The 3,964-nt window shown below is 72.0% G+C and carries 1 protein-coding gene and 1 pseudogene; both read right to left on the bottom strand.

The features are described from left to right. Positions 1-34 precede the first annotated feature (34 nt). Positions 35-3,217 carry an isoleucine--tRNA ligase gene (gene ileS, locus ACTIR_RS0119825; protein ID WP_026455577.1) on the bottom strand — a complete coding sequence of 1,061 codons (3,183 nt, stop codon included), beginning with the start codon at positions 3,215-3,217 and terminating at the stop codon, positions 35-37. Positions 3,218-3,568: 351 nt separating this feature from the next. Then, a pseudogene (locus ACTIR_RS24510) lies at positions 3,569-3,964 on the bottom strand (hypothetical protein); the annotation flags it as partial.

Below are 3,964 nucleotides of genomic sequence, written 5' to 3'. Positions count from 1 at the left end.
CCCGCGCCGGCCACGCGGCCGGGCCGGGCGCCGCTCAGCCGGTCCGGGTGAGGGCGACCGTCACCTTCGCCCCGTCACCGACGGTCCCGGGGTACCCGCCGGGGGCCTCGCCGTAGGAGACCCCGATGGCCAGGGTCTCGTTCGCCAGGAAGTCCTCGTAGGACCGGACCGCGTCGGTCACCTCGGCGGGGGCGTCCACCGTCAGGCCGATCCGGTCGGCCACGTCGAGCCCCGCGTCCCGGCGGGCCTGCTGCACCACCCGGACCAGGTCGCGCACCACACCCTCGGCGGCCAGTTCGGGCGTGACCGCCGTGTCGAGCGTGACCAGTCCCGAACCGCCGGGCAGTTCGGCCGCCGCCCCGGGATCGGTGGCGACCAACCGCCGCTCGTACTCCCCCTCCTGCAGTTCGACACCGGCGGCGACGACCGCCCCCTCCGGGGTGGTCGTCCAGTCACCCGCCTTGACCGCCTTGATCACCTTCTGCACGTCCTTGCCGAGCCGGGGCCCCGCGGCGCGCGCGTTGACCGCGACCTCGAACCCGCCGTGCGCGGCGACGTCGGTGGTCAGCTCGACCGACTTGACGTTCACCTCGTCCCGGACGATGTCGGCCAGCGGCCGCAGCTGTTCGGCGTCCTCGGCGGCCACCAGCAGCTTCGCCAACGGCAACCGCACCCGCAGCTTGTTCGCCTTGCGCAGCGACAGCGCCGACGAGCAGACCTGCCGCACCCGGTCCATCGCCGACACCAGCGCCGGGTCGGCGGGCAGTTCGTCGACCAGCGGCCAGTCGCACAGGTGCACCGACCGGCCCCCGGTCAGCCCACGCCAGACCGCCTCGGTGGTCAGCGGCAGCAGCGGGGCCGCGGTCCGGCAGACCACCTCCAGCACCGTGTGCAGGGTGTCGACGGCGTCCGCCTCGCCCGCCCAGAACCGGTCCCGGGAACGGCGCACGTACCAGTTGGTGAGCACCTCGAGGAACTCCCGGACCCGCGCGCACGCGCCCGCGATGTCGTAGCCGTCCATCGCCGCGCCGACGTCGGTGACCAGCTCGTGCGCCTTCGCGAGCAGGTACCGGTCCAGCACGTGTTCCGAGTCGGTGCGGACCCGCCCGGTGATGCCCTCGGCGCCCGCGTACAGCGCGAGGAAGTAGTACGAGTTCCACAGCGGCAGCACCGCCTGCCGGACCGCGTCCCGGATGCCCTTGTCGGTGACGATCAGGTTGCCGCCCCGCAGGATCGGGCTGGCCATCAGGTACCAGCGCATCGCGTCCGAGCCGTCCCGGTTGAACACCTCGGTGACGTCCGGGTAGTTGCGCAGCGACTTGGACATCTTCTGCCCGTCCGAGCCGAGCACGATGCCGTGCGAGACGCACGTGCGGAACGCCGGACGGTCGAACAGCGCCGTGGCGAGCACGTGCAGCGTGTAGAACCAGCCGCGGGTCTGACCGATGTACTCGACGATGAAGTCGCCGGGATAGTGGTGCTCGAACCACTCGGCGTTGTCGAACGGGTAGTGGACCTGCGCGAACGGCATCGACCCCGAGTCGAACCACACGTCCAGCACGTCCGGCACCCGGCGCATCGTCGCCGCACCGGTCGGGTCGTCCGGGTTCGGCCGGGTCAGCGCGTCGATGTGCGGGCGGTGCAGATCGGTGGGGCGCTGCCCGAAGTCCCGTTCGAGTTCGTCGAGCGAGCCGTAGACGTCCACCCGGGGATAATTCGGGTCGTCCGAGACCCACACCGGGATCGGTGTGCCCCAGTACCGGTTGCGCGAGATCGACCAGTCCCGGGCGTTCTCCAGCCACCGGCCGAACTGGCCGTCCTTGACGTGCTCGGGGTACCAGGTGATCTGCTGGTTCAGCTCGACCATGCGGTCCCGGAACCGGGTGACCGCCACGAACCACGACGACACGGCCCGGTAGATCAGTGGGTTCCGGCAGCGCCAGCAGTGCGGATAGGCGTGCTCGTAGGTCTCGTGCCGCAGCAGCACCGCACCCTGCCGCGCCGCCGAACCCGTGCCGTGCTTGAGGTCGCGGATGATGTCGGCGTTGGCGTCGAAGACGTTGCGGCCCTCGTAGTCGGGCACCTGCGCGTCGAACCGTCCCTTGGCGTCGACCGGGGTGACCGGGACGATCCCGGCGGCGTCGGTGACCGCCTTGTCCTCCTCGCCGTAGGCGGGGGCGATGTGCACGATGCCCGTGCCGTCGTCGGTGGTGACGTAGTCGGCGGCGAGCACACGGTGGGCGTTGGCCTGCCCGACGAAGTACGGGAACGGCGGCGCGTACCGCGCACCGAGCAGGTCGGTCCCCCGGTACCGGGCGACGATCTCCGGGTCCGCACCGAGTTCCCGCGCGTACGCGGGCACCCGGGCCTCGGCGAGCACGAACCGCCTGCCGTCGTCGTCGCGCACGACGACGTAGTCCACGTCCGGGTGGACCGCGGTGGCCAGGTTCGACGGGACCGTCCACGGCGTGGTGGTCCAGACCAGCAGATAGGCGCCGTCGAGTTCGGCGAGGGAGCCGTCGTTGCCCTCCACCCGGTAGCCGAGCGTGACGGCCGGGTCCTGCCTGCTCTGGTAGACGTCGTCGTCCATCCGGAGCTCGTGATTGGACAGCGGTGTCTCGTCGCGCCAGCAGTACGGCAGTACCCGGTACCCCTCGTACACCAGGCCGGAGTCCCAGAGCCGCTTGAACGCCCAGATCACCGACTCCATGTAGGAGACGTCCAGGGTCTTGTAGTCGTTGTCGAAGTCCACCCAGCGCGCCTGGCGGGTGACGTACTCCTGCCACTCCGCCGTGTAGCGCAGCACCGACTCGCGGCAGGCACGGTTGAACTCGGCGATGCCCATCTCGTCGATCTGGGCCTTGTCGGTGATGCCGAGCTGCCGTTCGGCCTCGAGCTCGGCGGGCAGGCCGTGCGTGTCCCAGCCGAACCGGCGCTCCACCCGCCTGCCCCGCATGGTCTGGTAGCGGGGCACGATGTCCTTGACGTACCCGGTGAGCAGATGCCCGTAGTGCGGCAGGCCGTTGGCGAACGGGGGACCGTCGTAGAAGACGTACTCGTTGGCGCCGTGGGTACCGGCCTCCCGGTTGTCCACCGTCGCGGCGAACGTGCCGTCCGCCGCCCAGTACGCCAGGACGTCCTTCTCCATCGCGGGGAACGACGGGTGCGCGGGGACCTGGTCGGCGTCCTGCTCGCCGACGGAAGCCTGGGGATACATCGTCGGGGTAGCTCCTCGCGGTTCGGCTGTCTCTCGCACGGGCCGCACATCCGGCCGGCCCCCACGGGGACGAGACGGCGCCTGTCGGCAGGCGCGCGTACCGCGGTACCACCCCGCTTGCCCGCGCCCCACGGCACGGACCACTCGTTGCACCGGCGGTGACGGGCCGGACCCGTCCGGTTCTACTGAGGTGCGCCCGCCCCCGCCCGGAGGCGGTCGGGGCGGTCGTACACCCGTTCTTCCGGAGGCTCCCCGGTGATGGCCGGATCGACGCCTGTGCCCCTCAGGTTAGCCGGTGTGCCCGGGCGGGCGCCGGGCACCCACCCGGATCGCACCCCGGGACGGACCACCTCACCTGCGGCCGGACCGGCGGCGGTGGGCCGCGGCGAGGGCCGCGTCCGGCCCACAGCGCGCACAGGGGGTGAAGCCGAGCTCCCGCGCCTCCCTGGCGGGCAACGGGATGGTGGCGCGCTGTCCGAGCCATCCGCACTCGGCGAGGTGGTAGCGCGGGTACTCGTCGACCACCAGCACCTCCGCCTCCGACTCGGTGACCACGAGCACGTCGGTCGCGTCCGTGGCCTCCTCGGGGGGATCGGTGTCCCCGGCGGTCAGCTCCCCGGACGACACCAGCAGGGCCGTTCTGGGCGTGGCCTCCGTCGTTCCGGAGGCACGCTCCCGGCCCGCACCGCCGCCACCCGCGGTCCCCGGATCGACTCCCCCGGCCGGTCCGGTCCCGGTGGAGGCGGC

The organism is Saccharomonospora iraqiensis subsp. iraqiensis, assembly GCF_000430445.1.
In the GTDB taxonomy this organism is placed as follows: Bacteria; Actinomycetota; Actinomycetes; order Mycobacteriales; family Pseudonocardiaceae; genus Saccharomonospora; species Saccharomonospora iraqiensis.
This window is presented reverse-complemented; position numbering and strand designations above follow the sequence as displayed.

Bases quoted from the DNA above. Each gene is read 5' to 3' on its own strand.
- ileS (WP_026455577.1), bottom strand. From the start codon at position 3,217: ATGTATCCCCAGGCTTCCGTCGGCGAGCAGGACGCCGACCAGGTCCCC.